We start from the raw sequence: 19,938 nt of genomic DNA on the forward strand, positions 1-19,938 counted from the left end.
CTCAAAAAACCCGCCCGATTTCCGGCGGGTTTTTTTATGCCCCTAATATTCCCCGTGCAAGCCATTCCCGCAGCTGGCATGGCTACAATGACCCAACACCAAGCAGCAAGATTCGTGCCTTATGAAACACCCCATTTTTTCCCTCATCCTGCCGGTCATCCTGGCGCTGGGGTCGGCTTTCCCGGCCGCTGCCGAAAAAGCTGATCGGGACAAACCCATGAACGCGGAGGCAGATGCCCTGCGTTATGACGACCTGAAGCAAACCAGCGTTTTTACCGGCAATGTGGTGATCACCAAGGGAACGACCATCGTGCGCGGCGAGCGCGTTGACGTCATGCAGGATCCCGAGGGCTACCAGCAGGCGGTGTCCGTCGCGGCGCCCGGCAAGCTGGCGTTTTACCGGAAAAAGCGTGACGGCGTAGACGAGTACATCGAAGGCGAAGGCGAACGCATTGAATATGACAGCCGCGCCGACCTGGTGAAGTTCATCAAGCGGGCGGTGGTGCGCCGCTACAACGGTGCCACCCTGGTGGACGAAACCACCGGCAGCCTGATTGTTTATGACAACAACACCGACGTCTTCACCGTGGATGGGGGCGCGCAAAACCGTACGGCCAGCAACCCCACGGGGCGGGTTCGCGCCATGCTGTCACCCCGCGCGACAGCCTCGGCACCCGTTGCGGCACCGCCCGCGGGCCCAGCCCCGGTTCTGCGCCCCAGCACGACGCTGGGCAATGAAAAGAACTAGAAAGACCTGCACAGATGGATGTGGTGACTGACACTTCAGCGGCCCCGGCCGCTCCTGCCCTGACCCCCAGCCGCCTTGTTGCGCAAGGTCTGCAAAAATCGTACGGCAGCCGCAAGGTGGTGCAGGACGTTTCGCTGTCCGTGCAAAAAGGCGAAGTCGTGGGCCTGCTGGGCCCCAACGGCGCGGGCAAAACGACCTCGTTCTACATGATCGTGGGCCTGGTGCGCGCCGATGCAGGCGAAATTTCCATCGACGGCGAGTCGGTCGAGCACATGCCGATTCACCTGCGTGCCCGCCTGGGCCTGAGCTACCTGCCGCAGGAAGCGTCGATTTTCCGCAAGCTCACGGTGGAAGAAAACGTGCGTGCCGTGCTGGAGCTGCAGCTCGACAAAACCGGAAAACCGCTGGGGCGCGCAGACATCGAGTCGCGGCTCGACGCCCTGCTGCAGGATTTGCGGGTAGATCATTTGCGCAACTCACCGGCACCGGCGCTCTCGGGCGGCGAGCGCCGCCGGGTCGAAATCGCGCGGGCGCTGGCAACCCAGCCGCGCTTCATCCTGCTGGATGAGCCCTTTGCCGGTATCGACCCCATTGCCGTAATCGAAATCCAGCGCATCATCGGTTTCCTCAAATCGCGCGGCATCGGCGTGCTGATCACCGACCACAACGTGCGTGAAACACTGGGCATTTGCGACCACGCCTACATCATCAGCGACGGCCACGTGCTGGCGCAAGGCACACCGTCCGAGATCGTGAATAACGCCGATGTGCGCCGCGTCTATCTCGGCGAACACTTCAAGATGTAGAACATGGTTCCCCCCTGTTGTCGCTCACTTCGTGTAGCTCCCTCTCCCCCTCCGGGGACGGCGCCTGCGGCCTGGCAAAGCCAGTTCCGCGGCGCCCGCTGGTTAAAGACGTATTGCCTCAACCTTCCGCAAGTTTGAAAATCCAGTGAAACAAGGTCTGTCACTCCGCGTCTCGCAGCATCTTGCGCTGACACCTCAACTACAGCAGTCGATCCGGCTGTTGCAGCTGTCGACGCTTGAGTTGAGCCAGGAGGTCGAGCAGATGCTCGACGAAAACCCGTTTCTGGAAGTGTCGGAAGAGACGGCGGTGCGCGAAGAGTTTGGGCTGGAGCACATCAACACGCCGGTAAGCCAGGACAGCCGCGAGTTTGAATCTGCTACGGATTCGATAGCTGGCGGCGCAGACGAGACTAGCGCTACAGCCCCGAATGACGCAGAAGTCAGTGCGGAGCCCAAGCTCGAGGAAAGCTGGGAAGGCGATGGCACGGTAGAAACCACGCCCGACGACAGCGAGTGGGGAAGCGACGCACCGGCGCGCAAGAACAACAATGAAGAGAGCGAAGCCGAGGCCTCCGACCTCACGGGCAGCCATGAGTCGCTGCAGGACCACCTGCACCGGCAATCGCTGAGCTTGCGCCTGTCGGAGGAAGACCGTGCCGCGCTGCACTTCCTCATTGAATCGCTCAACGACGACGGCTACCTTGAAGACAGCCTGGCGTCGCTCGCGGCCGGTCTTGCAAGAGATGACATGGCGCAGGCGGAAGAACTGGAGCAGCGTTTTGCGATGGCGCTCAAGCTGCTGCACCACATGGAGCCTGCCGGTGTCGGTGCGCGCAACCTGGCGGAATGCCTGAGCCTGCAGCTGCTGGACTGCAAGGACTGCGAAGAAACCCGCGCAGCCATTGCCATGTGCAAGCAACCGATGGAGCTGCTGGCCAAGCGCGACGTGAAACGCCTGTCGCACCTGTGCGGTTTCACCGAAGCCGCCATCAAGGGCGCGATCACGGTGATAGGCCGGCTCGATCCCAAGCCCGGGCGCCGCTTCGTGAACGTGGAGCGCAACCTGATCGTGCCCGACGTCATCGTCATCAAGTCGGGCCGGGGCTTCAAGGTTTCGCTCAATGGCGACGTCATGCCGCGCCTGCGCGTGCACGACATTTATGCCAATGCCCTCAAGCAGCACAAGGGCCAGGGCGGCCAGGCGCTGCAGCAGCGCCTGCAGGAGGCCCGCTGGTTCATCAAGAACATCCAGCAGCGCTTTGACACCATCCTGCGCGTGAGCAGTGCGATTGTGGAACGGCAGAAAAATTTCTTCACGCACGGTGAACTCGCCATGCGCCCGCTGGTGCTGCGCGAAATCGCCGACGAGCTGGGCCTGCACGAGTCCACCATCTCCCGCGTGACCACGGCCAAGTACATGGGCACCCCTTTCGGCACCTTTGAGCTCAAGTATTTCTTCGGCTCCGCGCTCGGCACCGAAACCGGCGGCAATGCTTCCAGCACGGCGGTACGCGCGCTCATCAAACAATTTGTCTCGTCCGAAAGCCTCAAGAAACCGCTCAGCGACAACCAGATTTCCGAAATGCTCAAGGAGCAGGGCATTGAATGCGCACGCCGCACCGTGGCCAAGTACCGCGAAGCCCTGCGCATAGCGCCCGCCAACCTGCGCAAATCACTCTAGCCGCCCAATCAGGCCGCGCTGCCCGTCCCTCAAAGTCAGTCATGAATCAACTCCAATTGTTTTTACCGTGCGCCGCAGGCGTCGAAACCCTGCTGGCCACCGAGGTCAAGCGTGTCACCGGGATCGACGGCAAAGCCTGGCGCGCCGGCGTGCAGCTGCAGGCGTCGTGGCGCGACGCGTTGCAGCTCAACCTGCACAGCCGGCTGGCGCAGCGTGTACTGATCGAGCTGCAGCACAACCAGTACCGCAGTGAGCAAGACCTCTACAACGCTGCTGCCAACGTGGCCTGGGAAATCTGGTTCACGCCCAAGCAGACCTTCAAGGTCGAGATCACCGCCCAGCACAGCCCGCTGCAAAGCCTGAACTTCGCGGCGCTGAAGATCAAAGACGCGATCGCCGACCGCTTTCGCGCCAAGTTCGACGACGTGCGCCCCAGCGTCGACACGCGCTGGCCCGACGTGCGCGTCTACGTGCACCTGACGACGGACACCGTCACGGTCTACATCGACACCTCGGGTGAGCCGCTCTTCAAGCGCGGTTGGCGCGAAGACAAGGGTGATGCCCCGCTGAAGGAAACCCTGGCCGCCGCCATGATTGCCGCCAGCGGATGGGATCAGCTCTGTAAAGAAGGCGTGCCGCTCTATGACCCCTGCTGCGGCTCGGGCACCATCGCGATTGAAGCCGCGCAGATCGCGTGCAACATCGCACCCGGCATCAACCGCCGTTTTGCCTTTCAGAAATACCTGCCCTTTCAGGGCCACGTGTGGGACGGCCTCCTCGACCAGGCGGAAGCCGCCATCACCGAGCCCACGGCCAAGGTGTTCGGCAGCGACGTGTCTTTCCGCATGGTTGACTTTGCCGAGCGCAATGCCGAACGTGCCGGTGTGGCCAATGCGGTGGAATTCCGCGGCGGCGACGCGCTGCAGCGTATGCCACCTGCGCCTTCGGGCGTGATGCTGGTGAACCCGCCTTACGGCGAACGGATCGATGTGGCAGGCGTGGCCGGCATCACCGGCCTGCAGGGACGCGACCAGCGCCGCCAGCAAGGACATGCCGAAGGACGCGTGCAGCAGGACCACCGCAACCAACCCATTGACGAATTCGGCCAGCCGCTGAACCGGGACAGCGGTGATCGGGGTGACACACGTGAAGAACCCGCCTTCGAGACATCGCGCGACCGCTCGGCCAATCCCGGCCGCGAACAGGCACAAAACGCCTGGGGCGAAGAAGCGACGGAGTTTTTTCCGCAACTGGCCGCGCACTGGAAGAAAAACTACGCCGGCTGGACCGCTCACGTGCTCACGCCCGACCTCAAACTGCCGGGCAAGATGCGCCTGAAAGAATCGCGGCGCGTGCCGATGTGGAACGGCCCCATCGAATGCCGCCTGTTCCGCTTTGACATGGTGGCGGGCTCCGCACGCGGCAAGCCCGGCGCAGCCACCCCCACCCCACCGAACGAGCCGGCGGCGTGACGGCCTCAGTGCGCCAGCCTGTCGTGCTGGACACCAACATCGTCCTCGACGTGTTTGTTTTCAACGATGCGGTAGCGCAGCCACTGAAAAAAGCGCTGGAGGCCGGCGAGCTCGACTGGCTGGCCACGCAGGCCATGCGCGACGAACTTGAGCGCGTGCTGGCTTATCCGCAAATCATTCCCCGCCTGGCGTTTTACGAATTAAGCGCCGGTGACGTGCTCGCTGCCTTTGACCGGCATGCTCGCCTGACGGATGTGGCAGCCAAGGCCGGTGTCACTTGCAGCGACCCCGACGACCAGAAGTTCATCGACCTGGCGGTGGCCGGCAAGGCCTTGCTGCTCAGCAAGGACCGGCATGTTCTCTCCATGACCAAACGGCTCGGCAACCTCGGCGTCAGGGTGCAGCGCTCGATGTCTGACGGCAAGCAGCCTTCAGGAAGGTGAGGAAGGCGCGTACGCGAGGAATGTTCTGCCGGCCGGGAAGAACCAGGGCTGACAGGGGCGTCGGGTCGCTGTCGTGGAGCGTCGTCAGTAGCGGCACCAGCCGTCCGTCAGCGAGCGCCTGTTCCCCCAGGAAATCACCGAGGCGGACAATGCCAACGCCGGCCAGGGCCAGGTCAAGCAGCAGGTCGGCGCTGTCGCATGTGATGGAACCTTTGACCGGCAGCATGACACGCTTGCCGTCCTCCAGCACCGGCCATTCCGCCAGACGCGTGAATCCACTTAATTGCAGGCAGTTGTGCGCGAGAAGCTCACGGGGATGCTGCGGAACTCCGTGCCTGGCCAGGTAGCCTGGGCTGGCGACCATGACGCGATGAACAGTTCCCAGCTGCAGCAGCACAAGTCCGGAATCCTGCAAGGGGCCTACCCGGATGGTGACATCGGTCTGGTCGAGCAGGGGGTCTATGCGCTGATCACCGACGGTTAGTGCGACAGAAATATCCGGGTATAGGGCCTGAAACTCCGGCAGCAGGCGCACCAGCTTGTGTTTCGCAAAAGCGGTACCGGTATTGATGCGAATCAAGCCCTGCGGGCGGCCCTTGACCGCCCCGATCTGGGCCTGTGCTTCTTCAACCCGGGCAATGATCGCGCGGGCATGGTGGAGATAGGTTTCGCCTTCCTGCGTGAGTACAAGCCGCCGTGTTGAACGATGCAATAGCTTGGCGCCAAGCCGGCTTTCGAGCCGCGACACGATACGCGCGACCGCCGAAGCGGTGAGCCCCGCCTCTTTGCCGGCCGCAGCAAATGCCCCTAAATCCACCGTGCGAACAAAGATGGCGATGTCATCGGTGTACTGCATCCCTCATTATGTCGTTTTCAGTCGCAATGACTGACCAATGTGCATATTTATCTAATTTTTGGTCTCTATAAAGTCGGATTTCCACATTTTCAAGGAGTCCTGACCATGCCACTCGCCCGTATTTCGGTGCCCGCGCACCTTTCGCAGGAGTTCATCATGGCCCTTGCTGATGCTGTTCACCAGGGGTTGGTTGAGACATGCGGTGTGCCGCCCGGTGACCGGTTTCAACTGGTTTCGCGTTTCCAGCCCGACGCGATGATCCTGGATCCGACGTTTCCGGACGTGAGCCGCTCGGCCGGCGCCTGCATTGTGGAAATCACTTTTCTGGGTGGCCGCAACGACGCGCGCAAGCGTGAGCTCTACGCCCGCGTGGTCGCTAAGGCGGTCGCCGCCGGCTTTTCGCCGGACGACATCATGATCGCGCTGACGGAAAATTCGCCGATCGACTGGTCGCTTGGCCGTGGCCAGGCGTATTCAGGCCACTGCGACGCGGGTGCCTGAAGTCGCGGCGCCATCGGGTCCGGCGGGTGCCTGCATCGCGGCGCCGTTGGCGCGAAAACTGTGCGCGCTGGCCAGTGGCCAGTAGTAGCTGAAGACCGTGTTCTGCTTTTCCAGCGAGCCCAGCAGCGCACCGGGCTCGACTTGCATGATGAGGTTGCTCAGCAGCCGCACCTCGGTATCGGTCAGGCGCCGCACGATGTGATGCGCGTTGACTTCGCGCGGGTGGCACAGGCCCGCGGCCTGCACCAGTTCTTGCAGCGCATGCAGCGTGCTGCGGTGAAAGTTGCGCACGCGTTCGGCCTTGTCGGGCACCACCAGTGCCTGCTGGCGCACCGGGTCTTGTGTGGTGACGCCCGTCGGGCATTTGCCGGTGTGGCAGCTTTGCGCCTGGATGCAGCCCAGCGCCATCATGAAGCCGCGCCCGGCATTGCACCAGTCGGCGCCCAGCGCCATCAGCCGCACCATGTCAAAAGCGCTCACCACCTTGCCGGCGGCACCGATGGACACGCGGCTGCGCAGGTTCACGCCGATCAGCGTGTTGTGCACCAGCAGCAGGCCCTCTTGCAGCGGTGCGCCCACGTGGTCGGTGAACTCGACGGGCGCAGCGCCCGTGCCGCCCTCGGCGCCGTCCACCACGATGAAATCCGGCGTGATGCCGGTCTCCAGCATGGCTTTCACAATCGCAAACCATTCCCACGGGTGTCCGATGCAGAACTTGAAGCCCGTCGGCTTGCCGCCCGACAGCTTTCGCAGTTTGGCGATGAAATGCATCATCTCGACCGGCGTGGAAAATGCGCTGTGGCTGGAGGGCGAAATGCAGTCCTTGCCCTGCGGTACACCGCGCGCCGCCGAGATTTCCTCGGTGACCTTGGGGCCGGGCAGGATGCCGCCGTGGCCGGGCTTGGCGCCCTGGCTCATCTTGAGCTCGATCAGCTTGACCTGCGGGTCGCATGCGTTGGCGGCGAAGCGCTCTTCGCTGAACGTGCCGTCCTCGTTGCGGCAACCAAAATAGCCCGAGCCGATCTCCCAGATCAGGTCACCGCCATGCAACCGGTGGTGCTGCGAGATCGAGCCCTCGCCCGTGTCGTGCGCGAAGCCGCCGAGTTTGGCGCCCTTGTTCAGCGCCATGATGGCATTGGCCGAGAGCGATCCGAAGCTCAGCGCCGAGATGTTGAACACGCTGGCGTGGTAAGGCTGCGTGCAGGGCTCCACCGAGGGCGACGGGTGATCGGGCGTGCCGCCTATCCAGACGCGGAAGTCGTGGGTTGGCAGTTTGGTCGGCGACATCGAATGGTTGACCCATTCATAACCCTGCGCGCCCACGTCGAGCTGCGTACCGAACGGCCGGTTATCGGGTTCGCCCTTGGCGCGCTGGTACACCAGCGAGCGCTGGGCGCGTGAAAATGGCGTGGCCTCGCTGTCGCTTTCGATGAAGTACTGGCGCATTTCGGGCCGGATGTACTCAAACAGGAAACGCATGTGGCCGATGACCGGGTAGTTGCGCAGCACGGCATGGCGCGTTTGCCGCAAGTCGCGCACGCCCACGCACACCAGCACCACGCCGGCCACCAGGGATACCAGGGCCAGCTTCCCGACGCCAAAAACCATCAGGCCGAGCAGCCCCAGCAGCGCAGCAAGCCCGCACAGGGCCATAAAGGTGTAACGGACGGGGAACCAGGCATCCAGGCGCTGAAGAAACATGACGGGGCTTCCGTGGGAGGGGTCACAAAAGGGCACAAAACACAGGCATGCAGCCGCGACGCGCCAGATACACTTTGCATCATAAGAGCCTCACGTGACGCTCAGAACTGTTTTTTTCATGAAGCCAACCCCCAAATCCGTCATCCCCTCTAAGCCCTCGCCGGAGCCGGTTTTCCTGGAAGTCGAGGCGTTCGACGAGCTCGATGCCATCCTCGACGACCTGCGCATCCGTTACGACGAAACACCGCAGTGGGAATTCTGCGAAGGCTTCATGGCCGCCGTGATCTGCTCGCGCCGGCCCATCGAGGCAGCCGAATACCTGCCCGTGCTGCTCGCCGTCCCCGCTGAGGGCGAGGCACCGGATCCGGAAGGCGGCTCGTTCGCCAGCGAGGCGCAGCGTGAGCGCTTCCTCATGCTCTGGAACCAGCGCTGGCAGGAAGTCGAAACGGCGCTGGACGCCGAAGTGGACTCGCTCGAAGACGACAACTGCTACCACCCCGAGGTCATGGACATACGCGGCGCCGTGGCCGACATGCCGCCCGACGAACGTGCCGCCTTCAAGGGCGAAGACCTGCCCGCATTCGCGCAGGTCTGGGCGCTGGGTTTCATGTTTGCCGTCGAAAGCTGGCCCGACGAGTGGATGGCGCCGCGTGACAAAGACGCCGCCAGGTGGCTCGATGGCGCCCTGCAGGCCGTGGTCGCCATGACCGAAGACGACAACGCCCCGCCCGAGGTGTCACCCCTCAGCGAAGACGGCACACCCAGCACCAGCATTGCCAGGCTCAACGCGTTTGGCGAGGCCATCTGGGCGGTGTATGACCTGCGTGAGCTGTGGAAGACCATGGGCCCCAAAGTCGAGATGGTGCGGGTGGAGGCCACGCCCGGGCGCAACGACGTTTGTTATTGCGGTAGCGGGAAGAAGTACAAGAAATGTCACGGGGCGGGGTAAAGGCCGGTGATCTGACGGCATGTGTCCTTTGCCGGATTCGGGCGCATTGAATAATCGCTATCAATTTCATAGCTTGTCGCGCCCGATTTAATTGGCCTCTAGCCACTTTTGACCCGAAAAAACAAGGCCCACGCCCCCCCCCCCCCGAACGCACGCCAGAAGAAGGGACTTCCCCCCAAACTGAAACCAGACCCGGTTCAGGCTGTTTTCAGGGGAGGTTTCGGCCTTAAGCCCAATATGGATGGGCGCCAGCAGCTATGCTTTTAATAGCAACAACAAACACCGGTAAAACCCGCAGAGTCCAGCCGGTTGTCCACCAGGATATTCCGCCGAGCAGCAGGTCGTAACGCTTCACCCTGGAAGGCGGCTTCTGGACACTTTTTTGGGGCAACGGTGTTGGCTACATAGGCGACGGCCAGGCGGTCCGCCGCCGGACCGCCGGTTTTCATGAAGTCAGCAATCGCGGAAAACCCGGGTCTTGACGCGCGCGGTCGGCGGCGCAGAATGCATCAGTCGCCCTGGACCGTGAACAGGTCCCTGACTTGTATGTACAAGTTACCGGCGGCAACCACCAGCGGTATGGGCATGATTCCTGCTCACCCCTGAGACCCCCGGGCGCGGCCGCCACAAGCGGTCAGGCGCAATGTTTGTTTGACTGTCCAACCGAAGGAAATCATCTTGAACCACATGCTTCCCCACCTCAGCCGCCGCGTTCTTTGCGCCACTGCCGCAGCCGCCATGCTGGCCTGCAGCGCCGGCGCCGTGCTGGCCGCCACGCCCAAAGACACCCTGGTGCTGGCCTTCGGTTTCGATGACATCATCACCATGGACCCGGCCGAGGCCTTTGAGCTGTCCGCCGGCGAAATCATGGGCAACACCTATGACCGCCTGCTGCGCCTGGATGTGAACGACCCGTCCAAACTGGTGGGCGACGTGGCCAAATCCTGGACCGTCTCGGCCGACGGCAAGACCTATACCTTCGAGCTCAAGCCCGGGATCAAGTTCGCCTCCGGCAATCCGCTCACGGCTGAAGAAGTGGCGTATTCGCTGCAGCGCGCCGTGATGCTCGACAAGTCCCCCGCTTTCATCCTGACCCAGTTCGGTTTCTCCAAGACCAACGTCAAGGACAAGATCAAGGCCACCAGCCCGACCGTGGTGACCCTGGAAACCGACAAGGCTTATGCACCCACCTTTGTCTTCAACTGCCTGACGGCCAACGTGGCCGGCATTGTCGACATGAAGCTGGTGCAATCGAAAGAGGTCAACGGTGACTGGGGTTACGCCTGGCTGAAAACCAATTACGCCGGCTCCGGCCCGCTCAAGCTGCGCGAATGGCGTGCCAATGAAATCGTGGCGCTGGAACGCAACGACAACTACTACGGCGCCAAGCCCAAACTGGCCCGCGTGATCTACCGCCACGTGAAGGAATCGGCCACGCAGCGCCTGCTGCTGGAAAAAGGCGACATCGACATCGCCCGCAACCTGAGCCCGCAGGACATCGCGGCGCTCTCGGCCAACAAGGACGTGAAGATGACCTCCACGCCCAAAGGCACGGTCTACTACATCAGCCTGAACCAGAAGAACGCCAACCTGGCCAAGCCCGAGGTGCGCGAGGCCCTGAAATACCTGGTCGACTACGACGCGATCGGCGACACGCTGGTCAAGAACATCGGCGTGATCAACCAGAACTTCTTGCCGCAGGGCCTGCTGGGCGCCAGCACCGTCAAGCCGTACAAGCTCGACGTGGCCAAGGCCAAGGCGCTGCTGGCCAAAGCGGGCCTGGCCAACGGCTTCAAGGTCACCATCGACATGCGCACCATCCAGCCGGTGCAAGGCATCACCGAGGCCTTCCAGCAAACAGCCAAGCAGGCCGGCATTGACGTCGAGATCATTCCCGGTGACGGCAAGCAAACATTGACCAAGTACCGTGCCCGCACCCACGACATGTACATCGGCCAGTGGGGCGCCGACTACTGGGACCCGCATTCGAACGCCGACACCTTCACGCGCAACCCCGACAACGCCGACGATGCCAAGGCCAAGCCGCTGGCCTGGCGCAACGCCTGGGCGATCCCCGAGCTGACCAAGCAGTCGGATGCCGCCGTGCTCGAGCGCGACGCCGGCAAGCGCAAGAAGATGTACGAGGACCTGCAGGCCGAGTTCCGCAAGACCAGCCCCTTTGTCATGCTCTACCAGCAGACCGAGGTGGCGGCTTATCGCACCAACGTGGACGGCCTGAAGCTGGGCCCCACCTTCGACACCAACTACATGTTCAACGCCTCCAAGCGCTGATAGCTCCACGACTTTGGCCATCCCCGACCCCACGGCTGCCGGCGTGGCACCGCTCAGCGCGGTAGCCACACGCACGGCAGGCCAGCGCTTGACGCCGCACGCCAAAAGCTTTGGCAACTTCCTGGTGGTGATTTTGCTCACCTACCTGGGCCTGCTCGCGGTCACGTTTTTTATCGGCCGCGTGATCCCGATCGACCCGGTGCTGGCCATCGTGGGCGACCGCGCGCCGGCGCATGTGATCGAGCGGGCGCGCCAGGAGCTGGGGCTGGACAAGCCGCTGTATGAGCAGTTCTACATCTACATCGGCAAGGTGCTCAAGGGCGACTTCGGCGTCTCGGTGCTGACAGCCAACCCGGTGATGACGGACATCAAGCGCGCCTTTCCGGCCACGCTGGAGCTGGCGAGCCTGGGCATCCTGATAGGCGCGGGCCTGGGCGTGCCGCTGGGCGTCTGGGCCGCAGTGCGGCGCGGCAAGCTGGTGGACCAGGTGGTGCGCGTGATCGGCCTGGTGGGCTATTCGGTGCCCATCTTCTGGCTGGGGCTGATGGCGCTGGTGGTGTTTTATGCGCGGCTGGGCTGGGTCTCCGGGCCGGGCCGCATTGACGTGAGTTATGAATACACACTCAAGCCCATCACCGGGTTGTTGCTGCTCGACACGGCCATGACCGGCGAGTGGGAGGCTTTTCGCAATGTGTTTTCGCACCTCATCCTGCCGGCTTCGCTGCTCGGCTATTTCGCGCTGGCCTATATCAGCCGCATGACGCGTTCCTTCATGCTCAACGAACTCGCCCAGGAATACGTGATTGCTGCGCGCGCCAAGGGCCTGTCGGAGTCGCGCATTATCTGGCGCCATGCGCTGCGCAACGCCATGGTGCCGCTGGTCACGGTGATCGCGCTGTCGTACGCGGGTCTGCTCGAGGGCTCGGTACTGACCGAAACCGTCTTTGCCTGGCCGGGGCTGGGCCTGTACATCACCAACTCGCTGCAGAACGCCGACATGAACGCGGTGTTGGGCGGCACGATTGTGGTGGGGTCGATCTTTGTCGGTTTGAATTTATTGTCAGATGTCTTGTACAAATTGCTGGACCCAAGGACGCGAATCCGATGACTTCAAAGGTTGCATCTTTGCGCGACTGGCTGAACACCGACCGCCCTGCCTCGCGCCGCCAGGCTTTCATGGGCCGCATGTACCACGGCTGCCACGATTTTTCGCGCAACCGGCTGGCGATGCTGGGCCTCTTCATCGTGCTGGGTCTGGTCCTCGTGGCGATTTTTGCCGACCTGCTCGCGCCGTATTCGGCCTACACCGGCGACCTGCGCACCACACGGCTGCTGCCGCCCTCGTGGGCACACTGGTTCGGCACCGACGACCAGGGGCGGGACATCCTCTCACGCATCATCATCGGCTCGCGCATCACGCTGATGGTGGTGATTCTGGTGGCGGTGCTGGCCGCGCCGCTCGGCCTCATCGTCGGCACTGTGGCCGGTTATGCCGGCGGCTGGATCGACGCAGTGCTGATGCGCATCACTGATATTTTTCTGGCGTTTCCGCGCCTTATCCTGGCGCTGGCGTTTGTCGCGGCGCTGGGGCCCGGCATCCAGAACGCGGTGATTGCCATCGCCATCACCTCCTGGCCGCCCTATGCGCGCATGGCGCGGGCCGAGACACTGACAATACGGCAGACCGACTACATCGCGGCCGTGCAATTGCTGGGCGCCTCCCCCTGGCGCATCGTGCTCAGCCACATCATGCCGTTGTGCGTGTCGTCGGTGATCGTGCGCGTCACGCTGGACATGGCCGGCATCATCCTGACCGCCGCCGGGCTGGGTTTTCTGGGCCTGGGCGCGCAGCCGCCCATGCCGGAGTGGGGCGCGATGATCGCCAACGGCCGCCTCTATGTGCTGGACCAGTGGTGGGTGGCGGCCGCGCCCGGTGCGGCGATTTTTGTCGTGAGCCTGGCCTTCAACCTGCTGGGTGACGGCCTGCGCGATGCGCTGGACCCGAAGGCCGCCAAATGACGGGCGCCAACGCTCCCCTGCTGGTGGTTGACGACCTGCGCGTCAGCTTTCCGCGCCGTGACGGCGGCATGACGGAGGCGGTGCGCGGCGTGTCCTTCACGCTGGGCCGTGAGCGCCTGGGCATCGTGGGCGAGTCGGGTTCGGGCAAATCACAAACCGGCCGCGCCATCATGGGCCTGACCGCACCCGAAGGCCGCATCAGCGCCAAGCGTCTCGAATTTTCCGGTGTGGACTTGCTCAACTGCCCGCCCGCCCAACGCCGTGCGCTGCGCGGCGGCCGTGTTGCCATGGTGCTGCAGGACCCGAAGTTTTCGCTGAACCCCGTCATGACGATAGGCGCACAGATCGTGGAAACGCTGCAGGCCCACACCCGCGTCTCGTCGGCCGAAGCCAAAAAGCGCGCACTGGCCGCGCTCGAATCCGTGCGCATCGACGACCCGGCGCGCGTCTACAAGTTGTATCCGCATGAGGTGTCGGGCGGCATGGGTCAGCGCGCGATGATCGCGATGATGCTGATTGCCGACCCGGACCTGCTGATCGCCGACGAGCCGACCTCGGCGCTGGACGTGACGGTGCAGCTACAGGTGCTGTCCATCCTCGACACGCTGGTGGCCGAGCGCGGCATGGGCTTGATTTTGGTCTCGCACGACCTGCGGCTGGTGTCCACCTTTTGCGACCGCATCCTGGTGATGTATGCCGGCCGGGTGGTGGAAGAGCTGGCCGCCGGCGGCCTGGCGAATGCGCAGCACCCGTACACACGCGGCCTGATGGCTTGTCTGCCGCAGCTGGGCGCGTCCACGCATCCGCTGGCGACGCTGGACAGGCAACCGGAGTGGGCGCTGTGAACCCAGTGGCTTCATCCGCATCGCTGGGCCTGGAAGTCAGCAGCCTGCGCGTGGTGTACGACAGCTTTGTCGCCGTCGCCGATACCTCCTTCATCGTGAACCCCGGCGAAAGCTTCGGCATCGTCGGCGAATCGGGTTCCGGCAAATCCACCGTGCTACGCGCCATCTGCGGGCTCGCGCCGCGCACGGCCGGCACGGTCAGGTTGCTGGGCCAGGACAGCGCGCCCGGCAGCAAGGCCTTCAGGCGGCAGGTGCAGATGGTGTTCCAGGACCCGTACGGCTCGCTGCACCCGCGCCACACCGTAGACCGCATCCTCGCCGAGCCGCTGGCCATCCACGGCATCAGCGATGCGGAAGCGCGCATCGAACGTGCGCTGGAAGAAGTCGGCCTGGGCACGGGTTTTCGCTTCCGTTACCCGCACCAACTCTCGGGTGGGCAGCGCCAGCGCATCGCAATTGCGCGCGCTTTGATCCTCGAGCCGCAAATCCTGTTGCTGGACGAGCCCACTTCGGCACTGGACGCCTCAGTGCAGGCCGAGGTGCTCAACCTGCTCGAGGAACTGCGCCGCCGGCGCGGCCTGACCTTCATCATGGTGAGCCACGACCTGGCCGTCGTCACCCACCTGTGCGAGCGGCTCATGGTGATGCAGCGCGGCCAGACGGTGGAGATGCTGCCTGCGGCCGACCTGGCGGCACACAAAGTCACGAATGCCTATACGCTGAGCCTGATGGAGGCTTCCACCGGGTTCAAACGCCGCGCAGCGGACGACGTGTCCGCTACGGCGTAAATCGTTACCAGGCAGGTCTGGCGCGCCGCAGCGCCGCATGCTTTAATTTCTCTTCAACACCACACGCCACGCCATGATCCACTGGGAAGCCCACGCCTGCCTGCCATTGCACCCGGCAGCCGATTTTTCGCCGATGGACGCGTTGCGCGCCGCGGGCGTGAACTATGTATCCGTCAATGTCGGCATGGACATGAACCCGGTGGCGCAAATCATGGCGGTCATTGCGGCCTTCCGCGCGAAGATCGCCGCGAACCCCGGGCGCTACCGGCTGGTATCCAGCGTGGACGAGATCCGCGAAGCCGCGGCGGCGAGCCAGCTTGCCATCGGCTTTGACCTGGAAGGTGCGATGCCCTTGCAGGAGCGGCCCGAGATGGTGACCCTGTACCGCGAACTCGGCGTGCGGCAAATCCATTTCGCCTACAACCGCAACAACAGCGTGGCCGACGGCTGCCACGACGAAGCACGCGGCCTCATGCCGCTGGGTGTGCGCATGGTGCAGGCCGTGAATGAGGCGGGCCTCTTGATGGACTGCTCCCATACCGGCCGCCGCTGCAGCCTCGACATCATGGCCGCCTCGGCCAAGCCGGTGATCTTCAGCCACGCCAACCCGCTGGCGCTGGTCGAGCACGGGCGCAACATCACCGACGAGCAAATACGCGCCTGCGCCGCAACCGGCGGGGTGGTGTGCGTCTCGGGCGTCTCTGCATTCCTGGGTACGCGCACTCCTACGGCTGACGATATGGCGCGGCATGTGGCCCATGTGGCGGGCCTGGTCGGCGCGCAGCATGCGGGCATCGGCCTGGACATCAGCTTCCGGCAGGATGAGCTCAATGACAACCCGCCGGGCGACTATGACCCCACCTACTGGTGGCCCAGGTCGGCCGGCTACGACCGCGCCGTGCAGCGCATGACTTACACGCCGGTTGAAACCTGGCAACTGCTGCCCGAAGCGCTGCGCCGGGTGGGCCTGAGCGCAACTGAGGTAGAGGGCGTGATGGGCGACAATATGATGCGTGTCGCCGCCGTCGCCTGGCAGCACGCCTGAACAACCCACAACACACCGGCAGCCCCCATGTCCTCCATCACCCTCCGCTTCCTGGCCGAACCCAGTACCGTCAACTTCGGCGGCAAAGTGCACGGCGGCACCGTCATGAAATGGATTGACGAAGCCGGCTACGCCTGCGCCACCAGCTGGGCCAAGCGCTATTGCGTCACCGTGTCGGTGGGCAGCATACGTTTTCAGCGTCCCATCATGATCGGCGACCTGGTCGAAGTCGAAGCCCGCCTGGCCTACACCGGCACGACCAGCCTGAACATCTCGGTGGAAGTGCGCGCCGGCGACATGAAAGTCGGGCAGATGCAGGTCATCACCGAATGCCTGGTGGTGTTTGTCGCGGTGGACCTGGACGGCAAGGCCTTGCCCGCCCAGGAATGGCGGCCGGAGACCCCCGGCGACGTCGCACTGGCCCAGCGTGTGAAGGCGCACCTGGATGCCGCGCGCTCCATGCAACTGACCTGAGCCCGCCGCACAACGCTACCGGATGCGAAGCAACGCCTGATGCGCCTTGACCTGACGGCCGCACTGGCTTGTGTGATGCTGGGCGGGCTGGTGCTCAGGCCGCGTCCGTAACAGGCCTGACACCTACGAACCAGGCCGCCAGCAACTCCAGCGTGTACCGCACCTTGGCCGGCTGCTCGCCGCGCCGCGGCGTGACGGCGTAGACCGGAACATCCGCCATGCGCCAGCCCGGCAGTATCGGCAGCAAGCGGCCTTCGGCCATCGCTTTGCGGTCGTCCTCGCTCACACCCATGCTGATGCCCCAGCCGGCTATGGCCAGCGCATGCAGCGCCGTGACCTGCGAGGCCTGCACCCGGCCTTCCAGCCTCAGGGTTTCGCGTTCGCCGGACGGGCCCAGCAGCTCCAGCATGTCCGCGCTGTTGCTGCTGTTGGGTTTGCTGGCCAGCCAGTCGTGGCGCAGCAAATCCTGCGGCGTGGCGGGCCAGCCGCGTTCGGCCAGGTAGGCCGGCGAGGCGCAGAGCTGGCGCGTCATATCGCCCAGCTTGCGTGCCACCAGGCTGGAGTCGGCCAACTCCCCCACGCGCACCGCGATATCCACGCGTTCGCCGATCAGGTCCACCAGCTTGTCGTCCAGCAGCAGACGCAGCGTGAGCCGGGGGTAGCCGCGCAGCGGCGCCAGCGCCGCTGCCAGCAGGCTGCCAAAGCCGGCCGGCGCGGCCAGGCGCAGCTCGCCTTCGGGTTCGTCGCGCAGCCGCACCAGCGCCTGTTCCGCCGAGCGCGCAGCCGCCACCATGGCGGCACAACCGGCGTGGTAGCGCTCCCCCGCTTCTGTCAGCGTCAGGCGCCGCGTGGACCGGTGCAGCAGGGCCAGGCCGAGCGACTGCTCAAGCTGCCGCAAATGCTGGCTCACGGCCGAAGGCGTCATGCCCAGCTGCCGAGCAGCCGCGGTCAGGGACCCTTTGGCAACCACCTCGGCAAAAATGGCCATGCGCTTGAGCTGGTCCATGGATTTATCGCTCATTAGTTAGCTCTACTTCACAGTGTTAGCGAATTTTGCCGTCTATTCAGGCCGTTGTGAAGTAATGAAACTAGAGACTCTTTTACCCATAGGAGTTTTTATGAACATCGCACTGATCGGCGCCACAGGTTTTATCGGCGCACCCATTCTTTCCGAACTGCTGAGCCGCGGCCACAAGGTCACCGTACTGGCCCGCAACCCTGGCAAGGTCAACCCGCAAACCGGCCTGACCGTGGTCGCCGCCGACGCACTGAATGCCGGCCAGGTGGCCAAAGCCGTGGCGGGCCACGATGCCGTCATCAGCGCCTACAACCCCGGCTGGAGCGAGCCGAAAATCCACGACCTGCACCTTGAGGCCAGCAAAGCCATCGTGAATGGCGTCAAGCAGGCGGGCGTCAAACGCCTGCTCGTGGTGGGTGGCGCCGGCAGCCTGTATGTGGCGCCCGGCCTGCAACTCGTGGACACGCCGGAGTTTCCCGCGCAATACAAGCAGGGCGCGCTCGCCGCACGCGAGGCGCTGAACCAGCTCAAGCTCGAAACCTCACTGGACTGGAGCTTTGTCTCGCCTCCCATTGGCCTGGCACCCGGTGAGCGCACCGGCAAATACCGGCTGGGTGCGGACGACCTGCTGCCTGGCCAGGGTGACAAGCCGGCCGGTATTTCGGTGCCTGACCTGGCTGTGGCCATCGTGGACGAGATTGAAAACGCGCGGCATGTTCGGCGCCGGTTCACGGTTGCCAATTAATCGTCTTATTGGCCTTACGCCCAATAGGGACGGGCGCAGGCAGCTCCTAAATTAATAGCTATTTTCTTTTTTGGTTGTTGTTGTTTCGGTGTTTGCGGTCTTTGCTGAGGGTTGCTGGCCGGGGGTAGCCCGGCGGCTACTCACTTTTCTTTTGCTTCGCCAAAAGAAAAGTAAGCAAAAGAAAAGGCGACCCTGCTGTCTGCGACCCTCCGCTTCGCTACGGGCAACCTGCGGTGCTCGGTTCAGGCGGGGTCTCGCTCGAACTCGCTTCGCTCAGACAATCGCGATCCCTGATCCGCCTGAACCTGCGCTCCTCGGCGCATACAGAAGGGATGGGGAGAAGGAATACCAACAGCCGAAGACAGGAATCCGAATACCTGAAGAAACAAGGACTCGCCGTGGCGAGTCCTTGTTGGTATTTGTGTTGATTTTGTATTTTTGTCCCCGCTCCCGATTGGCCCTTGTGGATGCGCCGAGGAGCGCAGGGCCAGACGGATCAGGGCAAAAACTTGTTTGAGCGAAGCGAGTTGTTTTTGACCCCGGCTGGACCGAGCACCGCAGGTTGCCCGTAGCGCGGCGAAGGGACGCAGGAACCAGGGTCGCCTTTCTTTTGCTTACTTTTCTTTGGCGAAGCAAAGAAAAGTGAGTTGCATGCCGGGCAACCCCCGGCCAGCAACCCTCAGCAAAAAGCGCTGGAACAAGAAAGACTACAGCTTCAGAGCCTCACCCCGAGCCGCTTCCAACATATCCCGAGTCTTCACCGCCTCGCGCCGCGCAGCCTCCGCAAAATCATCCGCCGAAGAGGCATAGATAATCGCACGCGACGAGTTCACGATGATTGGCGCGCCGGCCCGCCAGCCCGCTTTGACGGTCGCGACGGCATCGCCACCCTGCGCCCCCACACCCGGAATCAGCAGCGGCAAGGTCGGCGCCACCGAACGCACACGCTCGATCTCGGCCGGATAAGTCGCCCCCACCACCAGGCCCAACTGGCCATTGAGGTTCCAGGGACCTTGCGCCAGACGCGCCACATGCTCGTACAACAGCGGCTGGCCTTCAATCGAGGCGAAGCGCTGGTTCTGCAGATCGTCGCCGCCGGGGTTGGAGGTGCGGCACAGCAAAAATGCGCCCTTGCCTTCGTACTTCAAATATGGTGCGACCGAATCAAACCCCATGAAGGGCGAGAGCGTCACCGCGTCGGCACCGTAGCGCTCAAAGGCTTCCTTGGCATATTGCTCCGCCGTGCTGCCGATATCGCCGCGCTTGGCGTCCAGGATGATGGGCACTTGCGGCGCCACGCGGCGCATGTGTTCCATCAGGCGTTCAAGCTGGCCTTCGGCGCGGTGCGCGGCGAAGTAGGCGATTTGCGGCTTGAAGGAAATCACCAGGTCGGCGGTGGCGTCAACAATCGCCGCGCAGAAATCGTAGATCTTGTTGGCATCGCCCTTGAGCTTGCCGGGGAATTTCGTAGGTTCAGGGTCCAGGCCGACGCAGAGCATGGAGCGGTTCTGGCGTTCTGCGGCGCCCAGCATGTCGAGAAAAGTCATGTCCCATT

The 19,938-nt window shown here is 63.6% G+C and carries 19 protein-coding genes; 15 read left to right on the forward strand and 4 right to left on the reverse strand.

Features of this window, described 5'->3' with window-relative positions:
• Positions 1–121: 121 nt before the first annotated feature.
• The 5 genes from lptA (at position 122) to AC1D13_RS20850 (ending at position 5,150) form a co-directional block, all read left to right on the forward strand.
• A complete protein-coding gene (lptA, locus tag AC1D13_RS20830) occupies positions 122–748 on the forward strand; it encodes a lipopolysaccharide transport periplasmic protein LptA (protein WP_457282375.1) in 627 nt (208 codons plus the stop codon).
• Between the two features lie 14 nt (positions 749–762).
• Positions 763–1,554, forward strand: coding sequence for an LPS export ABC transporter ATP-binding protein (gene lptB / locus AC1D13_RS20835; protein WP_457282376.1), 792 nt, complete (start codon positions 763–765; stop codon positions 1,552–1,554).
• Between the two features lie 145 nt (positions 1,555–1,699).
• The gene (locus tag AC1D13_RS20840; RefSeq protein WP_457282377.1) at positions 1,700–3,235 is read left to right on the forward strand and encodes an RNA polymerase factor sigma-54; all 1,536 of its coding nucleotides are present in this window, start codon (positions 1,700–1,702) and stop codon (positions 3,233–3,235) included.
• 41 nt (positions 3,236–3,276) lie between these two features.
• On the forward strand, positions 3,277–4,707 hold the full coding sequence (locus AC1D13_RS20845) for a THUMP domain-containing class I SAM-dependent RNA methyltransferase (protein WP_477690216.1): 1,431 nt from the start codon (positions 3,277–3,279) through the stop codon (positions 4,705–4,707).
• Positions 4,704–5,150 (forward strand): putative toxin-antitoxin system toxin component, PIN family, encoded by a 447-nt coding sequence (locus tag AC1D13_RS20850; protein WP_477690217.1) that lies wholly within the window; start codon positions 4,704–4,706, stop codon positions 5,148–5,150. Before AC1D13_RS20845 ends, AC1D13_RS20850 begins: the two co-directional genes overlap by 4 nt.
• Here the strand turns inward: AC1D13_RS20850 and AC1D13_RS20855 are convergent.
• Entirely contained in the window at positions 5,101–6,006 is a 906-nt protein-coding gene (locus tag AC1D13_RS20855; RefSeq protein WP_477690218.1) for a LysR family transcriptional regulator, read from the reverse strand. The genes AC1D13_RS20850 and AC1D13_RS20855 overlap by 50 nt on opposite strands.
• Positions 6,007–6,111: 105 nt before the next feature.
• On the opposite strand from AC1D13_RS20855, the gene AC1D13_RS20860 reads away from it, so the two are divergent.
• Positions 6,112–6,507 carry a tautomerase family protein gene (locus tag AC1D13_RS20860; RefSeq protein ID WP_457282381.1) on the forward strand — a complete coding sequence of 132 codons (396 nt, stop codon included), beginning with the start codon at positions 6,112–6,114 and terminating at the stop codon, positions 6,505–6,507.
• Here AC1D13_RS20860 and AC1D13_RS20865 read toward each other — a convergent pair.
• Positions 6,481–8,208: an FMN-binding glutamate synthase family protein gene (locus AC1D13_RS20865; RefSeq protein ID WP_477690219.1), complete on the reverse strand. Its 1,728-nt coding sequence runs from the start codon at positions 8,206–8,208 to the stop codon at positions 6,481–6,483. The genes AC1D13_RS20860 and AC1D13_RS20865 overlap by 27 nt on opposite strands.
• Before the next feature lie 118 nt (positions 8,209–8,326).
• On the opposite strand from AC1D13_RS20865, the gene AC1D13_RS20870 reads away from it, so the two are divergent.
• The 8 genes from AC1D13_RS20870 to AC1D13_RS20905 all read left to right on the forward strand — a co-directional run bounded on the left by AC1D13_RS20870 (position 8,327) and on the right by AC1D13_RS20905 (position 16,620).
• Positions 8,327–9,157: a UPF0149 family protein gene (locus tag AC1D13_RS20870; RefSeq protein ID WP_477690220.1), complete on the forward strand. Its 831-nt coding sequence runs from the start codon at positions 8,327–8,329 to the stop codon at positions 9,155–9,157.
• Positions 9,158–9,844: 687 nt separating this feature from the next.
• Complete coding sequence (locus AC1D13_RS20875; protein ID WP_477666975.1) at positions 9,845–11,449, forward strand: ABC transporter substrate-binding protein; 1,605 nt, start codon at positions 9,845–9,847, stop codon at positions 11,447–11,449.
• A 13-nt stretch (positions 11,450–11,462) separates the two neighbouring features.
• On the forward strand, positions 11,463–12,557 hold the full coding sequence (locus tag AC1D13_RS20880; RefSeq protein WP_477690221.1) for an ABC transporter permease: 1,095 nt from the start codon (positions 11,463–11,465) through the stop codon (positions 12,555–12,557).
• The gene (gene nikC, locus AC1D13_RS20885; protein WP_477666932.1) at positions 12,554–13,468 is read left to right on the forward strand and encodes a nickel transporter permease; all 915 of its coding nucleotides are present in this window, start codon (positions 12,554–12,556) and stop codon (positions 13,466–13,468) included. The genes AC1D13_RS20880 and nikC overlap by 4 nt, the downstream gene beginning before the upstream one ends.
• Complete coding sequence (locus tag AC1D13_RS20890; RefSeq protein ID WP_477666933.1) at positions 13,465–14,313, forward strand: ABC transporter ATP-binding protein; 849 nt, start codon at positions 13,465–13,467, stop codon at positions 14,311–14,313. The genes nikC and AC1D13_RS20890 overlap by 4 nt, the downstream gene beginning before the upstream one ends.
• A 23-nt stretch (positions 14,314–14,336) precedes the next feature.
• On the forward strand, positions 14,337–15,101 hold the full coding sequence (locus tag AC1D13_RS20895) for an ABC transporter ATP-binding protein (RefSeq protein ID WP_457282456.1): 765 nt from the start codon (positions 14,337–14,339) through the stop codon (positions 15,099–15,101).
• A 73-nt stretch (positions 15,102–15,174) separates the two neighbouring features.
• A complete protein-coding gene (locus AC1D13_RS20900) occupies positions 15,175–16,146 on the forward strand; it encodes a dipeptidase (protein ID WP_477666934.1) in 972 nt (323 codons plus the stop codon).
• Positions 16,147–16,173: 27 nt separating this feature from the next.
• Positions 16,174–16,620, forward strand: coding sequence for an acyl-CoA thioesterase (locus AC1D13_RS20905; protein WP_457282388.1), 447 nt, complete (start codon positions 16,174–16,176; stop codon positions 16,618–16,620).
• A gap of 94 nt (positions 16,621–16,714) precedes the next feature.
• Here the strand turns inward: AC1D13_RS20905 and AC1D13_RS20910 are convergent, their stop codons facing one another.
• A complete protein-coding gene (locus tag AC1D13_RS20910; protein WP_477666935.1) occupies positions 16,715–17,641 on the reverse strand; it encodes a LysR family transcriptional regulator in 927 nt (308 codons plus the stop codon).
• Positions 17,642–17,738: 97 nt separating this feature from the next.
• Here AC1D13_RS20910 and AC1D13_RS20915 point away from each other — a divergent pair, with 97 nt between their 5' ends.
• The gene (locus AC1D13_RS20915; RefSeq protein ID WP_477666936.1) at positions 17,739–18,383 is read left to right on the forward strand and encodes an NAD(P)-dependent oxidoreductase; all 645 of its coding nucleotides are present in this window, start codon (positions 17,739–17,741) and stop codon (positions 18,381–18,383) included.
• Positions 18,384–19,090: 707 nt separating this feature from the next.
• Here the strand turns inward: AC1D13_RS20915 and pyrF are convergent.
• Positions 19,091–19,930, reverse strand: a complete 840-nt coding sequence (gene pyrF / locus AC1D13_RS20920) for an orotidine-5'-phosphate decarboxylase (protein WP_477666937.1) — start codon at positions 19,928–19,930, stop codon at positions 19,091–19,093.
• Positions 19,931–19,938: the final 8 nt, after the last annotated feature.

The sequence above is a fragment of the Polaromonas sp. P1_E12 genome, from assembly GCF_056405975.1.